Genomic DNA, 16,300 nt, shown 5'->3' with positions numbered 1-16,300 from the left:
GGATGAGCCCGGCCTTTCTCAGGCGGAGGGCGGGGGGGCCACGTCGGGGGCGGGGCGATAGATCTCGCTGCCGCCGTCGCGGAACTTCTTGGACATCTCGGCCATGCCGGCCGCCGCCTGGTTGTCGGCCTCGGCGCGGGCGATGTCGCCGGCCTCGATCTTCAGCTCCTGGGAAATCTTCATGGAGCAGAATTTCGGCCCGCACATGGAGCAGAAGTGCGCCACCTTGGCGCCCTCCGCCGGCAAGGTCTCGTCGTGGAAGGATTCGGCCGTCTCCGGGTCGAGGGAGAGGGCGAACTGGTCGCGCCAGCGGAAGGTGAAGCGGGCGCGGGAGAGCGCGTCGTCCCGGATGCGGGCGGCCGGATGGCCTTTGGCCAGGTCCGCCGCGTGGGCGGCGATCTTGTAGGAGATGACGCCGGCCTTCACGTCGTCCCGGTTGGGCAGGCCCAGATGCTCCTTGGGGGTCACGTAACAGAGCATGGCGGTGCCGAACCAGCCGATCATGGCCGCGCCGATGGCCGAGGAGATGTGGTCGTAGCCGGGGGAGATGTCGGTGACCAGCGGGCCAAGCGTATAGAAGGGCGCCTCGTGGCAGACCTTGAGCTGCTTTTCCACATTCTCGCGGATGAGGTGGAGCGGCACATGGCCGGGGCCCTCGATCATCACCTGGCAATCATACTTCCAGGCGATCTCGGTCAGTTCGCCCAGCGTCTCCAGCTCGGCAAACTGGGCGGCGTCATTGGCATCGGCGATGGAGCCGGGACGCAGGCCATCGCCCAGCGAGAAGGACACGTCGTACCAGGACAGGATCTCGCACAATTCCTCGAAATGCTCGTAGAGGAAGCTCTCCTTGTGGTGGGCGAGGCACCACTTGGCCATGATCGACCCGCCGCGCGAGACGATGCCGGTGACGCGGTTGGCCGTCAGCGGGATATAGGGCAGCCGGACGCCGGCATGCACCGTCATATAGTCCACGCCCTGCTCGGCCTGCTCGATGACGGTGTCCCGGAAGATGTCCCAGGTCAGGTCCTCCGCCACGCCGCCGACCTTTTCCAGCGCCTGGTAGATCGGGACGGTGCCGATCGGCACCGGCGAGTTGCGGACGATCCACTCGCGGATGGTGTGGATGTTCTTGCCGGTGGACAGGTCCATGACCGTGTCGCCGCCCCAGCGGATGGCCCACACCAGCTTGTCCACTTCCTCGGCGACGCCGGAGGTGACGGCTGAGTTGCCGATATTGGCGTTGATCTTCACCAGGAAGTTGCGGCCGATGGCCATCGGCTCGATTTCGGGATGGTTGATGTTGGCCGGGATGATGGCCCGCCCGCGCGCCACTTCCTGGCGCACGAACTCGGCGGTGATATCGGTGGGGATGGCGGCGCCGAGGCTCATGGCCTGGTGATGGGGATGGGCCCCGCCATTGGCGCGGGCGAGATTCTCGCGCGCGGCCACATATTCCATTTCGGGCGTGATGATGCCGGCGCGGGCATAGGCCATCTGGGTGGGGCGCTTGCCCGCCTTGGCGCGCAAGGGCTTGCGGTCGCCGCGGTCGAAAGCGGGCAGGTGGCTCACCTGGCCGGGCTTGAGGCCGTCATCCTCGGGCTTGCGGGCGCGGCCCTCCACCTCTTCCACGTCGCCCCGCTCCAGGATCCAGGCGCGACGCAGGTCCGGCAGGCCCTTGGTGAGGTCGATGAGGGTGGTGGGGTCGGTATAGGGGCCGGACGTGTCATAGACCCGAACGGGGCGCTCAGCCGGATCGGAGAGCGTGATCTCCCGCATGGCCACCTGCACGTCGGGACGGCCGGAGGCGATGTGGACCTTCCTGGAGTGGGGCAGGGGCCCGGTCGTGACCTTCAGGGACGAGGTCGAGGCTTCGTCAAGCATGCGGATCTCCTTCAGCTCGCGCTGCAAATGAGATCCGGGATGAGCTTCAGGAGGCGGTTTGCCCAATAGGACTCCCACCGGGAGCACTGGCTTGGGCTGGTTCCGATCCCTTCGCCGGCATGACCCGGATCAGGTTCGAAGGGTCATCGCGGCGCCGGCGGTCATGACGACCAAACCGGAAGGCGATCTCTCAGCCCCCTCGCAGGGCTCCCCTTGGAATAATGCCAGCATGGGCCATGGAGGATTTTTCTGTCAATCTTGCGCTGCAGCAATGCCGCGGGCGCGGGGCTCACAAGAGCCCCATCGCCTCCCAGAGCTGCACGCGATTCGCCAGCGTCCAGCCGACCGCGTCCCGTACCACCTCCAAGCGCTCCTCTGGCGCGGAGATCACCTTTCCATCGCGCATGAGGGGCGTGCTCGAACCCAGAAGGGCCGGCGTGATGTGGGCAAAGATCGCGGTCGCCTCGCGGTGCGCGCCGTGAGCGAGCGCATCGAACACCAGCGCTTCGACAGTGGTGAGAGTGGTGCCGGAGCCGGTCAGCGGGGACGCCATCTCCGCCGACGCCGCACGCTGTTCCGCCACCGCCCGCGCCGCCGCCTGGTTGAGCCGGCGGGCGGAGGTGCTCGGCGGGGGGGTGAGGCCACTCGGCGCCGGCAGGGCCTGTCCCGAGCCGATCAGGATGCCCGCCATCTCCACCAAAGAGGGGGCCGCGGGGTCGTCCTTCAGGGCGGGCAGAGAAGCCAGCTCACCCAAGGTGTGCGGCCGCGTAGCGAGAGCGTCCAGGATGGGGTCGTAGTGACGGGCCGGCAACTGAGCGGTGCCGACCGGCACGTCGAGCGTCAGCCGGCAGGCGCTGCGCACGGCGGTGAGGACAAGGCCCAATGACGCCAGTTGCGCATCCCGCTCGCGGTCCGACAGGCGCCGCGCACCGCGCACGAACACGTCGCGCCGGAACGGGCGGTTGACCATGTAGTCCTTCAGCGTCTCGCGATAGGGGCCGGGCGGCACCTCGTCCAGCAGGGTCCGCTGGGCGGGCTTGAGATTGAGATCAGCGAAATTCTCCATCAGCGCCGCCGACCCTGCGAAAGCGAGCTTGGCTTCCGCCAAGAGCGTCGCCGTATCCATGTGGTACTGGGGCTGCCAATTGGCATTGAGATATTCATGGGCGAGATAGACCGCCCGGTCCGCCGCCGCCACCTTGCCGCTGCCGGTGCGGATCTGGTCCAGCAGGGCCGGTCCGCCCACCACGCCGGAGCCTGCGTCCTGAACGCGACGTGCGAAGTCCAGGGCGTGCAGGACCCGCTCGTCCGAGCGTCCATGCATGAGGCCCGCCTGGCTTGCCAGAAGACGCTGCATGGGCAGGAGGGCCGTCCAGCCGGGCATGGCATTATAGGACAGGGAGACAGCACCGCCGGGTTTGAGCCGCCGGGCCAGGAATGCGGTGATATGGGCGCGGTCGGCTGCACCGATCCAGGACCAGACACCGTGCATGGTCACCATGTCGAAATCGGGCAGGCCCTCGCCACTGGCCATGTCCGCGAAGCTCAATTCCAGGAAGGTGATGTTGTCGATGCCGGCCGAGGCCGCGGCGTCGCGGGCGCGGGCGATGTGCGCGGGGTTGAAATCGGTGGCTACCACCTGGATGCCGGGATTGGCGGCCGCGATCACGAGGGCCGTGACGCCCTGCCCGCATCCAAGCTCGCAATAGGTGAAGTCCGGTCCGACGCGCGGCGGGGCGATGCCGTTGAGAAGGCAGGTCAGGATCACATGGCCCGGCGCCTGCTCAACATAGAGACCAGGCAGATACTCCACGTCACTCACATAGCCGGACGACCAATTGCACGTCATGGGGGGGCCTCTAGGGGTCGGAAATGAGCTCAGCCAAGCGTGCCCGGGCGAAACAGGGCATCGTGGCGGGAGACGGGGCTCGGCGCATCTAGCAGCCAGGCGGTCTGGCCGAGGCGGGCCGCGCCGGGATCGTCCGCTCCGGCGGCCAGCCGGGCGGCGGGCACTTCGGGCGCGGCCACCTTCACATTCAGCTCAAAGGAAAATTCCAGGCCGCAATACAGCTCCACCAGATCGCGCACACGCGCAGCCGCCGGCGTGCCCGGAAGCAAGGCGTGAAGGCGCGCGCAGTCTACGGGCCCGATCTCGATGCGGAAATGCTGCTGCGCCACAAAGGCGCGATCGCCCAGCATGGCGCCGGCGCCAAGGCGTGCGTGCTGGCCCTCCGGGTCGACCGCGCCGCCGAGCCGCGTGCATTCGGAAGGGGGCAAGGCCATCCAGGTGCCAACGAAGGGATGGATGGTTACCGGTTCGCCCAGCGCCAGCGTCAGCAGGGCCTGCAGGCCCGCCACTGGCCGCGCCTGGGCGCTGAGAAGCCCGGCGCTGCCCAACAGCGCGCTATGGTGCACCTCCATGCGCCCCTGCATGGTCGCAAAGCCGAGCCCGGCGAGGCTTTCCAATACGGTGTTGAACGTGTTGTTCTGTTCATCGCCCGGATATTGCGCCAGGGCGATGCGGTATTTCCGGGCGGCCTCGCAGAACAGGCTGATGGCCCGATGCTGGAAAATATCCAGGAAGTCGTTGAGCGCCTCGTCATTCTCATGCCGCGACTGGATGGCATGGGTGGTGTAGCTGAACGGCAGGACGCCCTGCGGACCCATGAGGCCCATGAGCGCGACCGTCAGGCGGACCCGGCCGTCGTCCATGCGCCGGGCATCCGAGATCGCTGCCTCCGGGTAGCGCAGCGATACCTCGCCGATAAAGCGCACGGGATCCCTCGCCGCCTCTCCCGCCTCGGTGGCAGCGACGGCCTCGACGACCCGGACCGCCTGCACGAGGTCGAAGCGGCCGGGATGCGCAAGAAGCGTGTCGATCACAGGACGGTGCGATCGCCGGCGCGGGCGGGCCATGTCTTGAGCAATCCTGTCTGGCCCTTCACGGTCGCGGTGAGGCGGGTGAAGGAATTGATGCTGGCATGCAGGGCAAAGAAGCGGTCCAACACCATGGCGAACAAATAGAGGCCGCTGGCGCTGAAATGACTGGGGTCCAGCTCGACGGTGATGTCGATGCCCCGGCACACGGCCTCTGCCCAAGGCGCGTCCCCCTCCCGCCGGGGCGCGCGGGCAACCCCCGGGCGGGCCCAGAGGCCGGTGACGCCCTGGATGAGGCGATGGGTTTCCGGCGAACTGCGGAAGTCATAGAGCCGCAGGATCTCCTGAAGCGCCTCCAGGCCGCCGGGACCCACCAAAGAGAGGTGGTTCAGGATCAGATGCGACATGAGACGCCAGTGCCGCCGGTCATCCTCGGGCAGCCGCAGGGCGTGGGTCAGAGGGGAGACGCACACCACCTCGCCGACGCTGCCGGCGCCTTCCACCAGTGTCAGCACGGGATGGCCGCCGCCATAGGGCAGCTTTGATGGCAAATTGCCGTTCAGGCACAAGGTCTCCACGCTCGCCACAAGGTCATCGGCCGCGAAGTCGGGATCCACGTCACTGAAGGACAGGAACATCTCGGTGCCGACTTCCCGTCCCGGAGCCCCACGGCGGGCCGCCGCCCAACGGGCCGCCCCGCTCCGCTCCGCATCGGGGGTCTGCGCATAGAAGGGCAGGACATCCTTCAGCGTGCCCGCGGCGTCGGACACGGACACCGAGAGAATGGAATGCACCTCCAGGGCGTCCGGCCGGCGGGCATCGGGAATGACGCGATGCTCGAACCTAGCGTGGGAAATGAGGATTGGTTCCGCCCGCTGGCGGAACAGATTGATGACCGGCGTGCAACCCAGCGCGAAGGCGTCCTGGTTGACCGCCCGCTCCAGCGCCACCGCGCTCTTGTCCAGGTAAAGGAAGATGCTGAGATCACGCCCCGCCTTGCGCAGCACCTTGGCGGCGAGGTCCACGTCGAAATAGAGGAACTTCTCCGGGAAGGCGAAGTATTCGGTCAGCAGCCGATACGCGGGCTGGGCCTGATCGGGATGGGGCAGGAGGCCCTCATCCGCCTCGAAGCCCACCGGATGGATGGCCGAGGGTGGCAGGAAGACCGGCTCCGGGTCCGCGGGCCCCTCCGCCAGGGCGACGGAGACCGTGTGGTTGAGAATGAGTTCCTGAAGGCCGTAGGTGAGGGACGGCTGGCCGCGCAGGAAGAAGCGCAGGTGATCCGGCTGCAGCGCGCCGAAGGTCATGTCGGGCGCCGTGCACCGCAGCTTCAGATGCAGGGTGGCCGCCGCGCCGTGAGCATGGGGATTGACGGGGCCCACCAGGGGGCGCCCCCTGAGGCTCGCCTCCACCAGGGACACCGGCCAGACCGTGACCGGATAACAGGTGCGGAAGCGGCAGGTTTCGCCCTTCACCGGCTCCGTATCCAGCTCCGTGCCGACCGCCATGAGCTGAGGAACGGTCACCTCCGGCTTGGGCTGGAACTGCACGGTGCCCATGGTGGGAATGGGGGCGAGGTAATAGGGATAAAGAACGTCAAGCAGCGTATTGACGAGCTCGGGGAAGTCGTCGTCCAGCTTGCGTGCCACGCGAGCATTCAGGAAGGCCACGCCCTCCATGAGGCGCGCCACATGGGGATCGTCGATGGCATCGGCGGACAGGCGCAGATGGCTTGCGGTCTTGGGATGACGGGCGGCGAATTCGCCCGCCATGTGCCGCAGATAGTCCAGCTCGTCGTTGTAATAGGGAAGCAGAACGTCGGTCACGGCATGGCGCTCGTCAGGGAGACGGTATTGCCGATGGTGTCGATGATCGTGTTGAACACCACCGGCTCATATTCGGCCTCGATGCGCACATGGCCTTCGATGCGAATGCGCAGCACGCGGTCGGCGGGATCGGCATTTTCCAGGGCGAAGATGCGCATGTTGCGCAGCCGGGGCTCCTGGGCGCGGATCATGGCACCCAGTTCCTCCACCACGGCGGCGCGCCGCTGGGGGGTGGACAGGTTGGCGGTGGACAGGTCGGTGATGCCGTAGTCGAGCAGCGAGCCGTCCAGTTCGTTGAGCGCGGCCGGCCAGCCCAGGACCCGGCGGTTGGTGTTGAACAGATCTTCCAGGTCCCGCTTCAGGCCGGCGCGCACCCGCGCGGAAAGGCTCCCTTCCCCTCCGGCCAAGCGGTCCAGCAGATCGGGTCCGACGCGGCTCATGCGGGCTCGAACTCCAGGCGGCCGAGTTCGAGAATGGTCAGGCTCTCCTCGCCTGCAAGGAAGCAGCGCAGGCCTTCGCCGCGCATGCAGTCCGGGCCGATCTCGTGCCATTCGGTTTCCCGGCCCAGCGCCGCCGCCTCCCGCTCCTTGGCGGGCGCAAAGGGGTAGATGGCGGGTATGATGACTTCGCCCTCGGGGCCGCCGCGCACGGAAATCTCCGCCGCCCGCCAGGCGCCGTCGATGATGCGGGTGGGGGCGTGGAAGCCGATCAGCTCCACGCGCTCCATCGGCACCCAAAAATACTTGCCGGTGGAAGACAGCACCTCCAGGACGCCGGCGCTGAGATCATCCAGGTCGCGGAAATCGTCGAAGGCGACGCCGTCAAGGCGTCCGGCCAGAGCGGGGCGCGCCTCTTCGGCATCCGTGAGGGCCTGAACCGCCTCGCTCATGCGGCCGGCGCGCAGGTGCATCAGGCCTTCCAGGCGCAGCGCCAGATGGGGCGGCGGGGCGTCCAGGAGTTCCGGTGCCCGGCCCTCTCCCCAGACTTGCGCGCGGGCCATGTCCGCCCGGATGAACTGGCGCAGCGTCGCAATCTGGACGGCGGCCGCAGGGTCCTGGTCGGCCATGGCGGCCAGCTGCGCGTCCGCGCGCTGGAGATCGCCGGCCACGCAGAGCAATTCCACCAGCAGGCTGCGGGTGGCGATGTCGGCCGGGCGCGCGCGAACCTCGGCGCCCATGGCGGCGATGGCATCGGCAAGGCGGCCTTCGCTGAACAGGTCGACGGCAGACTGGGACATGGCGGGCCTTCCGGGGTCAGGGCGTCGTGCGGGCTGGCGCAAGGGCCAGTTCCGTCACGAGCTTGAAGGTGGTGAAGACGTGGTCGAGCTGGAAATGGGGCCGCAGGTGCAGCACGCAGTTCAGAGCGCTGGAACGCCCCGGCGCCGGCCGCACGGAGACGCGCGCCTCCCGCAGCGGATAGCGCGCCTTCATTTCGGGCGAGGCATCGTCATTGCCGAGGCAGTATTCGTGCAGCCAGGACTGGAGATCCCGCTCGCAGGCGTCGGCACTCACATAGGAGCCGATGCGGTCACGGATCTTCACCTTCACGTAATGGGCAAAGCGCGAGACGCACAAAATATAGCGCAGCATGGCAGACAGGCGCGCATTGACGCCGGCCGGCGAGGGATCGGAGGCGCTGACCGACTGGATCGACACCGAGGAATGGAAGGCAAGGCGCGGGGTGTCCTTGCACACATTCAAGGTCATCAGGCCTGACTGCCAGAGGTCCTGTTCCACATGGGAGGGAATGGCCAGCTCGCAGGCAAAGCGCGGCACCAGGCCTGGCGCGTCGGTTTCGGCGGAGGGGGCGGATAGGCCCGCGACCACCCCATGATCCAATTCGTCCCGGCGCGTGCCGCAAATGTCCGCAAACCAGCCATGGAGGTGGAAGTTGCGCACCAGCACCTCGCCAAAGGCAAACACGGCCCCGCCCCAGCACAACCGGTCGGCGGAAAGCCCCTCCACATCCTCCCGGTAGCGGAAGGGCAGACCCGTCACCCCGTCACGGCTGCGGGGGGCGCGCAGCAGGATGCGGGGCAGGACAAGACCGATGAAGCGGGAATCTTCCGCGTCCCGCAGCCGGTTGAAGCGGGCATATTCGATGGGACGGAACAGGCCGCCCAGGCTCTGCACATGGTCCAGCTCGCGGAAATCATCCAGGCCCAGAAGCCGGGGCGAGGCGTTCAGAATGGCCGGGGCAAAGGCCGCAGCTGCCACGGACGCAAGGCTCGACACTGCGGAGACGTCGTCCACCGGGTGCTCTGGGGTCGGCCGGTGCTGGACCGTATAGTCGCACAGGAGCACGCCATACGGCTTGCCGCCGGGCATGCCGAATTCCTCGCTGTAGACCTTGGTAAAGAGGGCACTTTGGTCGAAATCGCCCGCCCGGTCGAAATCATTAGCCAGTTCGCGCCAGGCGGCATTGAGCACGCGCACCAGCACATTCTCCGCGCCTGCGGCGCAGGTCACCAGATAGCGCAGCCCCCGCCAGGACGCCTCCAGTTTGAGGAAGCGGCGATGGTGCATGACCTGGTTGAGTTGCTGGGTGAGCAACGCGTCGAGAAAGGCAATGTCCCGTTCAATAGCCGCCCGCAAGGTGCGGGCGTCGCGGATCACCGAAAGGTCGGCGCCGAACCATTCGGCAAAGGCGGAGGCAGGGTCGCGGGCCGACAGGAAGGCATCCAGGCGGGCGTCCTCGCGACGGCCGAGCGCCATGTCAACGGCTTCGCGGCGCAGCGCCGAACGCGCACAGGTGTCCGCTTGCCCCGGATCGGCCCCGGGCAATGCGGAAGAAGGCCCGTCCGCGCGGGACGGGCCTTCTGTCGTGTCTTGCAGGATGTCCGGCACGCCGGCGCCTTCAGGACGTCTGGCGTCAGGCCGCCGCGGGGATGCGGGCGACCATGCGCAGGGAGGTGGTGAGCTCCTCCATCTGCAGCCAGGGCCGCAGCCACGCCACGGCATTGTAGGAGCCGGGCTTGCCGGGGATTTCGCGGACCTCGACCTTGGCCTCGGCCAGCGGATACTTGGCCTTCATCTCCTGCCCAGCATCGGGATTGCCGTTGACATAGTTGATGATCCAACGGTTCAGCCACGCCTCGCAGTCGCTGGCTTCCAAGAAGGACCCAACCTTGTCGCGGCCCATGATCTTCAGATAATGGGCAAAGCGAGAGGTCGCCATGATGTAGGGCAGGCGGGCGGAAATGGCCGCATTGGCGGTGGCTTCTGGCCGGTCGTACTTCTTGGGCTTCTGGGTGGTCTGCGCGCCGAAGAAGACCGCGTAGTCCGTGCCCTTGTAATGGCAGAGCGGCAGGAAGCCGAGCTTGGAGAGCTCCGCCTCGCGCCGGTCGGTGATGCCGATCTCGGTGGGGCACTGCTGGTCGGTGTCGCCGTCGTCGGAGACGAAGACGTGGCTCGGCAGGTTCTCCACCTTGCCGCCGCCCTCGGCGCCGCGAATGGCGGTGCACCAGCCATGCTGGGCGAAGGCGTCGGTCAGGCGCGCGCCGAGCACATAGGCCGAGTTCATCCAGCAATATTCATCGTGCGCCATGCCGCGCGCCACGCCATTGTCCAGCGGGCTTTCCTCATAGTCGAAGGCCTCGACCGGCTTGGTCTGGCTGCCATAGGGCAGGCGGGCGAGGGTGCGCGGCAAGGTCAGGGTGACGAAGCGGGAATCCTCGCTTTCGCGGAAGCTGCGCCACTTGGCATATTCCACGCTGTCGAAGATCTTCTCCAGGTCGCGGGGCTTGGAGAGCTCGGTATATTCGTCGAAGCCGAAGAGCTTGGGGCTCGCCGCCGAGATGAAGGGGGCAAATGCCGCGGCCGACACCTGGGAGACCTGGCTCAGCAGCTCCACGTCCTCGGGGTGATTGGTGAATTCGTAGTCGCCGATGAGCGCGCCATAGGGCTCGCCGCCGGGGCTGCCGAATTCGGTCTCGTAGATCTTCTTGAAGATCACGCTCTGGTCGAACTCTGAGGCCTTCGTGAGGCTCTTATAGAGTTCCTTTTTGGTGCAGTTGAGCACACGGATCTTCAGGCTGGTGCCCGTTTCCGAGCTCATCACAAGATGGTTCAGCCCGCGCCAAGTGCCTTCCAGCTTCTGGAAGTCAGGATGGTGCATGACAGCGTTGAGCTGGGCCGACAGCTTGCCGTCAATCGCCGTGATGGCGGCATTGATGGTCTGGGCCAGGTTCTTGGAATAGGTGATGGTGCCGGCCAGCGCTTCCTGGGTGAGGGTGCGCAGCAGTTCGGCCGTACGGTCCGGGTCGGTCTGCTTGGTGGCGGCGATGGCCTGGTCGAGGAAGGAGAGTTCCTTGGTCTCGACCGCGTCGGCGGCCTGGGCCTGTGCTTCAGCGGTGCTCATGGATCAGCCCTCCGTCTTCTCTTGGGCCACGCCCAGTTCCTCGCCGAACGCCTTGAGGCGCGCTTCGTCGGAGAGGATCTGCTCCAGCAGCGTCTCCAGGTTTTCCGACCGGTCGGCCTTGGAGAGCAGGTCGCGCAGCTGGCTGCGCACTTCCATCAGCTTGCGCAGGGGCTCCACGCGCTCCACAACGGCGGCCGGCTCGAAGTCTTCCATGGACTTGAAGGCGAGTTCCACGGACAGCTGGCTGCCATCGTCGGCGAGCGTATTGTCCACCTTGATCTTCAGGCCAGGCGTCATGCGCGCCAGCACCTGGTCGAAATTGTCCCGGTCGATCTGGATGAACTTGCGCTCCGCCAGGGGCTTGAGGGCCTCGCTGGGATCGCCGGAGAAGTCGCCGAGCACGCCGACCACGAAGGGCAGTTCCTTCTGCACCATCGCGCCTTCCGTCTCGACATCATAGGTGATGTGGACGCGGGGCTTGCGCACCCGGTTCAGCTTGTCATGGATACTGGGCATCGCGGGCAGGTCCCCCATGGTGCGGAAACAAGGGTCGGGCGGAGGGTCGCGCTCTAGTGGTCGCCCGCAGGCGGACGGATGCCGGAGGCGACATAGAAGTAGCGGCGCGCGTCATGGTCCACGATCAGCTCGTCGAGCAGCTCGGTCATGGACATGCGCGCACGACGAACCGTCTCTTCCAGCACGTACGAGATCGGCGAGTGCGGCTCGTTGATGCGGAAGAAACGCGCAATTTCAAGAATTTGCAGAAGGGCCTGCTCGCGCGTCACGGGCTTGCGGGCGGGCAGGCCGGTGCCGGCTTCCTCATCGGCCTCGGCATCCCCCACTTCACCGTCCTCGCCCTCGTGGGCCTCCGCGAAGCGGCTTTCCGCCTCGGCATGGGCGCGAGAGGCTGCAGCCTGGGCGAGCTTGTCGGCGGCAAAGGTCTGGACCGCCTCCCGATTGGCTTCCAGCAGCGCCCGGATGGCGCCAGCGGGCGGCGCGTCGGCCCCCACATGGGCCGAGAAGGCATCGGACAGGGCGTTGAGGCTGGCCAGCGCCGCCTCGATCTGGGCGATCTGCGCGGAATAGAAGGCGGCGGTGCCTTCCTGGACAGTCATGGTGAAGGCGTCCAGCGCCAGGGCGCCAGCGGCGATCCGCGCTTCCCGCTTGGCGACGTCGCCGATCCGGCTCACCTCGATCGCCTGCTCATATTGCCAGAGCGGGACGCCGTCGATGCCCGGCGTCAGCGGCACCTTGCGCAGGGGCTGGACCAGGGTCCCGTCGGAATTGGCACCATTGAGGGCGATGAAGGGGGCGAGGCGCGGCTCGTTTCCGTCCTCGTCGGGCAGGGGGAAGATCTCGTCCCAATAGGCCTGAACCAGGCCACGGGCCACTTCGACCCCGGTGCGCAGTCCGATGAAGCCGTCCACGCGCAGGAGGCCCTCGATCATCCACGCGCAGACTTCGAGGTCCTTGCCCTGTTCGGACAGGATGTCATAGGCCAAGCGTGCAACCTGATCCCAGTCCTCGATGGAGGAGGGCGCGTCCGCGTCAATATCCCGGGCGCGCTCCTTACGGCGCGCCGCCGCGCGGGCATCCTTCAGCGCCAGAAAGGGAGAAGATGGCGAAATATCGTTTCGCGGATCGGTCCCCACCGGCGCGTCCGCGCGAATGGGCGCCAAGAGTAATTGGGGATCGAATGTGAAAGTATCCGTCATGGCCTTTGCATGGGAAGCAGGATAACGACTTGTGGTGAGAGACGTGCGCTCCGCGGATGCAAAAGAGCCGGATAGCAGTTAAGGTGATAAGTGAGTTTTACATCAGCTTGATGACACGAAGCGGATTAAAACGCCCTACCCAGACACCAGCGAGGGGAGACACCTGAAGCCCGTCATGGGATTTTGCCGGAAGGGGTTGTTCACGCTGGCAGCATCCAAGGTAAAGGTGGCGCTGCGGGCCCCCAGCGTTGTCGTAAAGGCGAAGCGCGTCGGCGCAAGGCGCGTGAGCTGGCGCCCGCCGATGAAGCGGAACAGCGCCCAGGGACCGGGTACGGTGAGGGATGAGGGCTGCCCGGGGGTGCTGGCGCCAAATTCCAGCCGCACGCCGGAGGGGGAGCCCGGCCATTTGAAGGCGGCCGATTGGGGCGGTCCATATTGATAGAGCAGCACCTGACCGTCGATGTCCAGGCGCACCCGCATGGCCCCCGCGTCCAGGTCCGTCGGCGTGATCTCGAAGGTCAGCTGCGGCGTGGTCGCCCCTTGGGGGAAGAACATGGTGCGGATGCGCTCCGCCTGCTCAAACAAGGCCAGCCCCTGGGGCGTGATGTCAGGGGCCGCGCCCGCATTGGTCATCATCTTCCAGGGCGAGACGGAGGTGTCCACGAACGGCTTCAACTGGCGATCGAAGAAGCGCTCAAGCAGGCCGTCGGGACCGAACATGCGCGCGAAGTCGGCAAGGGTCGTGTCGGTGGACGAGACCGCGAACGGATAGCGACCGCCAATGGCCTGCTGGCAGAAGGGCAGGATCTGCGTTTTCCAGGTGGCGTCCAGGTCCGCGCGCACCCCGGCATTGGTGATGGACGAGGTCTGGCGGACCAGGCCGAGGATGGATTCCGCAAGTCCGGGCGGAGCTGTCACCGTGGAGAGCTTCAGCTGGTTCAGGATCTGGGCGAAGGCGGGGCCGGAGGTGAGATCCGTGAGCTGGCTGGGGCTTCCCGACCCGACGCTCGCGGCCGGCCCGATCACCATCCGCAACTGTCCGACCGCCTTGAGCACTTCTTCCAGGGGACTGGGTTGGCCGGCGACGAAACGGTGGAGGCTGGAGAAATGCTCGGTCACGGTTTGGGCGAGCCCCGCCCCGGGTGTGCTCGGCGCCGGGGCCTCCCCGCCGGGGATCATGGCTCGGAATTGCTCTGCCGCGGTCTTGGCCGGGTCCGGCTGGGCCGGCGGCGTCAGGGTGGTCTGCTGCGCCACGGATTTGAGATAGCCGTCGAGGGGCGAGGGCGGGCCGATCAGGGCCTGGAGGATCGCAACCTCGGCTTGCAGGCTATCAAAGGGCAGGATGGCCACGTCGCTGAGCAGGGTCTGCCATTCGGCGATGTAGTCGCTCACATAAAGCGCGCGGATGTCGCGCTTCAACTGGGCGGCGCGGTCCGCCGGGGTCACGTCGGGCGCTGCGGGAAAGCGCACCCAGTCCTCCGCTGCGAGCCGCTGCGCAATGCGGTCGATGGCGGGAAGGACCACGGTGAAGAACTGGTCCGCCGTGTACATGCCGGCGATGGGCGTGGAGAGGGGCTTGCCGGAGCGCCGGGTCAGCGCATAGGGCGAGAGCGGGCCGGCCACGTCGGTCAGTCGCCACGGGATGAGCGAGGTGATTTCCGGCAGCTTCAGCAGCTCGGACATGCCGCGCTCGGCGGAAGGATAGGCGCTCAGCACCGTGCGCGCCTGCGAGACCAGTTGCTGGTTCATTTCCAGCGGTGGAACGCCGATGGTCAGCAGGTTCCGCACATGCTCCAGGATGGCCGCCCGCAACGGGGCCTGGGCCGGGCCGGGATAGGCCGAAATGAGGTAGCGGCGCATCCAGTCTGCGATGGCGTCCTGGTTCATGGGCCCGGCGCCGCCCAGCATCAGATAGACCATCAGGGCCCCATAGAGGTCCTGCGGGTTTGAAAGCGTGTCCGTGACGGCCTTCTGAACCGCGGTCTCAAGGCGCGGAAGCAGCAGGGAGAGGAGGCCGTCTTTGTATTCGTCGATGGTGAAGGACGACAGGTAGGTCGCCTGTGACAGGCCTCCGGCCATGCGCAAGGGCGGCGCCGCGCCCCGATAGCCCCAACCGGTGGGAAGGTTTTCCAGGGCATTGAGGGTGGGGACGACGACCGAGAGATCCACCTGCTCGGCAGCGGATTCCTGGACCGCCGAGGTCAGGTCGGCCACCACCTGCTGCGCCCGTCCGGCCGCCTGGCCGAGATCCTCCACGAGATAGCGGTTGGCGACGAAACTCACCGACCACCACAGGACGAGGGCGACCGCAGCGCTGGTGCCGGCGACGGTGAGGGCCCAGCGCACCGCCGTCTCCCGCTTGCGGGACGTCGGATCGCGCTCGGCGATGCCAGCCTCGGCGAACACCACCTTTTCCAGCAGGTCGCGGATGAAGTAGCCCTCGTTGCGACGCTCGGCCGGGACCCCTTCGGCATCAACCGCGCCCAGGGTGGAGGTGTCCTCCGACGACAGGTCGGGGGCGGCGGTGAAATACAGGCCGCGCAGCAGAAGCGGGCGTTCAAAGTCCGTGGGGCGGAAGACGTCTTCCACCATTTCCGCGATGACCGCTTTCAGCGTCGCCAGCTGCGGCACGAACAGGAAGCAGTCCAGCCGCTCCTGCACCTCGAAGGCGGCGTTCAACTGGGTCAGGGTGCGGGGACGCTGCCATTGCAGGAAATGGTCGAACTCGGCGGCCACGGTCGCGGCGAGGGGCTTTCCCTTGGTGGTGATTCCCTTCTCGTCATAGAGCGGAAGCGTGAGGCCGAACACGCTGCGGCGGTCCACGGTGGACAGATTGGCCACGAACGTCTCGAAGCCAGGGATCTGGTCCATATGGCTCAACACCACGTAGACCGGCACCCGGCGGCGGATCTCCCTCTGCAGGCGTTCCAACTGCTCGCGCAGGTCCGCATGGAAGGAAAAGCGCGTCACGTCCGAGGCCGCCAGAACCTCAGGCAGGCTGAGCACCAGCAGCACACCGTTCAACGGCTGGCGGGCCCGGTAGCGGCGCAGGAGGGCGCCGAACGTGGCCATCAGGCCGGTCTCATCATCCGCCACCGAGGGACTGCGCGCCTCCACCAGCACGGCCTGGTCGGTGAAGGAAAAGTCCAGGGGCCCGGCGCTGATGCGGCCGCTGCGGCGCTCGTTCAAGGGAAAGCGCAGGCCGGAGCCGTGCACGAGCGCTGTCTTGCCGGCGCCCTTTGGGCCGATCACGGCGTACCAGGGCAATTCGTAGCGGTAGCTGGAGCTGAGAAAGCGCGGCTTGCGGATGCGCCGGAGCACCCCGAGCGCCAGACGGAAGCCCCGATCCTGCGCCCGCATCTGGCTGAGGCGCAGCTCGCGCGGCTGCTCGGGCGCCGCCCCCTCCCGGCGCGCCGCGCGTTCGCCGTGGCGCGCCATGATCCAGAACAGGGCGACCATGGCGCTCACCAGCGCCACCAGGACCAAGGCCAGGATGCGGGACGACAAATCGGGAAGGAGGCTGTGACCGGCCACCGAGACGTGGGGCACCGCGAACCACACCAACGCCGCGACGATCAAGGTGCAGACCAGCAGCACCAGCCAGCGCCAGAAGGTCCAGGAGGAACGAGCGGGCATCTT

Annotated in this window: 11 protein-coding genes and 1 riboswitch; all 11 genes read right to left on the bottom strand. The window is 67.0% G+C overall.

The genetic code is table 11. The annotated features are described in order from the left end of the window. Positions 1-18: 18 nt before the first annotated feature. The gene (gene thiC / locus ACT54L_RS16845; protein WP_476086799.1) at positions 19-1,884 is read right to left on the bottom strand and encodes a phosphomethylpyrimidine synthase ThiC; all 1,866 of its coding nucleotides are present in this window, start codon (positions 1,882-1,884) and stop codon (positions 19-21) included. A gap of 88 nt (positions 1,885-1,972) precedes the next feature. Then, positions 1,973-2,108: riboswitch (TPP riboswitch) on the bottom strand. Positions 2,109-2,173: 65 nt separating this feature from the next. Then, the gene (locus ACT54L_RS16840; RefSeq protein ID WP_476086798.1) at positions 2,174-3,733 is read right to left on the bottom strand and encodes a class I SAM-dependent methyltransferase; all 1,560 of its coding nucleotides are present in this window, start codon (positions 3,731-3,733) and stop codon (positions 2,174-2,176) included. A gap of 29 nt (positions 3,734-3,762) precedes the next feature. Then, a complete protein-coding gene (tssG, locus tag ACT54L_RS16835) occupies positions 3,763-4,767 on the bottom strand; it encodes a type VI secretion system baseplate subunit TssG (protein ID WP_476086797.1) in 1,005 nt (334 codons plus the stop codon). After that, a complete protein-coding gene (tssF, locus tag ACT54L_RS16830) occupies positions 4,764-6,587 on the bottom strand; it encodes a type VI secretion system baseplate subunit TssF (RefSeq protein WP_476086796.1) in 1,824 nt (607 codons plus the stop codon). Before tssF ends, tssG begins: the two co-directional genes overlap by 4 nt. Further along, positions 6,584-7,027: a type VI secretion system baseplate subunit TssE gene (gene tssE / locus ACT54L_RS16825; RefSeq protein ID WP_476086795.1), complete on the bottom strand. Its 444-nt coding sequence runs from the start codon at positions 7,025-7,027 to the stop codon at positions 6,584-6,586. Before tssE ends, tssF begins: the two co-directional genes overlap by 4 nt. After that, entirely contained in the window at positions 7,024-7,824 is an 801-nt protein-coding gene (locus tag ACT54L_RS16820; protein WP_476086794.1) for a type VI secretion system accessory protein TagJ, read from the bottom strand. Before ACT54L_RS16820 ends, tssE begins: the two co-directional genes overlap by 4 nt. 16 nt (positions 7,825-7,840) lie before the next feature. After that, on the bottom strand, positions 7,841-9,301 hold the full coding sequence (gene tssC, locus ACT54L_RS16815; protein ID WP_476086793.1) for a type VI secretion system contractile sheath large subunit: 1,461 nt from the start codon (positions 9,299-9,301) through the stop codon (positions 7,841-7,843). Positions 9,302-9,458: 157 nt separating this feature from the next. Beyond that, positions 9,459-10,946: a type VI secretion system contractile sheath large subunit gene (tssC, locus tag ACT54L_RS16810; protein ID WP_476086792.1), complete on the bottom strand. Its 1,488-nt coding sequence runs from the start codon at positions 10,944-10,946 to the stop codon at positions 9,459-9,461. A 3-nt stretch (positions 10,947-10,949) separates the two neighbouring features. After that, complete coding sequence (tssB, locus tag ACT54L_RS16805; RefSeq protein WP_476086791.1) at positions 10,950-11,462, bottom strand: type VI secretion system contractile sheath small subunit; 513 nt, start codon at positions 11,460-11,462, stop codon at positions 10,950-10,952. A gap of 53 nt (positions 11,463-11,515) precedes the next feature. Then, positions 11,516-12,661, bottom strand: coding sequence for a type VI secretion system protein TssA (tssA, locus tag ACT54L_RS16800; RefSeq protein WP_476086790.1), 1,146 nt, complete (start codon positions 12,659-12,661; stop codon positions 11,516-11,518). Positions 12,662-12,796: 135 nt separating this feature from the next. Next, positions 12,797-16,297: a type VI secretion system membrane subunit TssM gene (tssM, locus tag ACT54L_RS16795; protein WP_476086789.1), complete on the bottom strand. Its 3,501-nt coding sequence runs from the start codon at positions 16,295-16,297 to the stop codon at positions 12,797-12,799. Positions 16,298-16,300 lie beyond the last annotated feature (3 nt).

It is taken from the genome of Aquabacter sp. DMC10 (assembly GCF_056314145.1).
The sequence above is the reverse complement of the archived record's forward strand: the minus strand, read 5'-3'. Positions and strand labels throughout refer to the sequence as shown.